General features: G+C 32.0%; 2 protein-coding genes. Both read right to left on the minus strand.

Features of this window, described 5'->3' with window-relative positions:
• Nucleotides 1-330 precede the first annotated feature (330 nt).
• On the minus strand, nucleotides 331-732 hold the full coding sequence (locus ACOCEA_RS17940; protein WP_420757651.1) for a hypothetical protein: 402 nt from the start codon (nucleotides 730-732) through the stop codon (nucleotides 331-333).
• On the minus strand, nucleotides 723-989 hold the full coding sequence (locus ACOCEA_RS17945) for a hypothetical protein (protein ID WP_420757652.1): 267 nt from the start codon (nucleotides 987-989) through the stop codon (nucleotides 723-725). Before ACOCEA_RS17945 ends, ACOCEA_RS17940 begins: the two co-directional genes overlap by 10 nt.
• Nucleotides 990-1111: the final 122 nt, after the last annotated feature.

Genomic DNA, 1111 nt, shown 5'->3' on the forward strand with positions numbered 1-1111 from the left:
TTGTTCCATAATCGTATGTTCTTTCCAAGGCATAGCATCTGAATGTTGGTTCCAAATGCAACTTAAAAAGTGTAAACGATGTTTCTATAACTTTGTAAAGGATGTTTGTATATCGTACCTAATGAAGCACAACGTTTAGGCTATGGTTAGTACGGGAATTACAAGTAGTAAACTTTCGATTAAGCACTTAGCCAAAACTTTTTATTTTGTTTTATCTTTTTTCTTTATAAAGCCAAATCAAAAGATTTGGCGGACTTGGTTAAAAGCTCTAAACTTTGGGTTATGTACCAAAACCCGTATTAATTATAGCCATTGTTGTGCGTTCGTTTTTTATTCTTTATTAAACATATTTCCATACTCTTTTACGTGGTGAGGAAATTCCTCTTTGTAAAATGGATATGGAATTCCGAATATTGATATTTCATATTCTTCATTATCCATTCCTGTTATTTGATTTCCTACTCCTTTAACTTCAATTCCGTTGTCGCTTGTGATTTTGAGTTTTGGAATACTCATTGTTGAAATCATTTTGTCTTCTGGATAATCAGAGGCAAGTTCGATTTGATTCTTCAAACAGTATTCTTTGAAGAATTCGTAAGGCGATTCAATTCCGTTAAATTTAATCAGTCCGAATGCAACTCCCATTGGTGCATCAGCTTTTTCCAATTCAGAAGTTCCGATTAGAACTCCATTCAAGTGTATTTTATAGGTGTTATTCATTACTACTTCCATTCATATGATAGTCCCCGAACTACATTTGCAATCGCCTTATCTGATAAACTATAATTATCTTCTAAGAATTTTTGGCTGGCTTTACACCCTAAAATTAAGTCTGAATGATTCCAAAGTTCAAAGTTTCCCGCTTTCAACCATATCTCTCTAAAAAGAGTCAATTCGGATTCATTAAGCGTTTGTTCTATAGATTCTTTAAAAGTCCAAGGTTGTGACCAATTATCAAATCGTAATATTTTATTTTCGAGAGTTTTCATATATGTTCGTTAAGGCACATAGTTTACACAAGTTAAAGATTAAGGTTTACACTAAATTAATTTCCAATCTTGTTGCTTGTTCTTTATTTCTTAGATACTTTTCATCAAAGAAACCTAAAAAT

The sequence above is a fragment of the Maribacter luteocoastalis genome, from assembly GCF_048890225.1.
In the GTDB taxonomy this organism is placed as follows: domain Bacteria; phylum Bacteroidota; class Bacteroidia; order Flavobacteriales; family Flavobacteriaceae; genus Maribacter; species Maribacter luteocoastalis.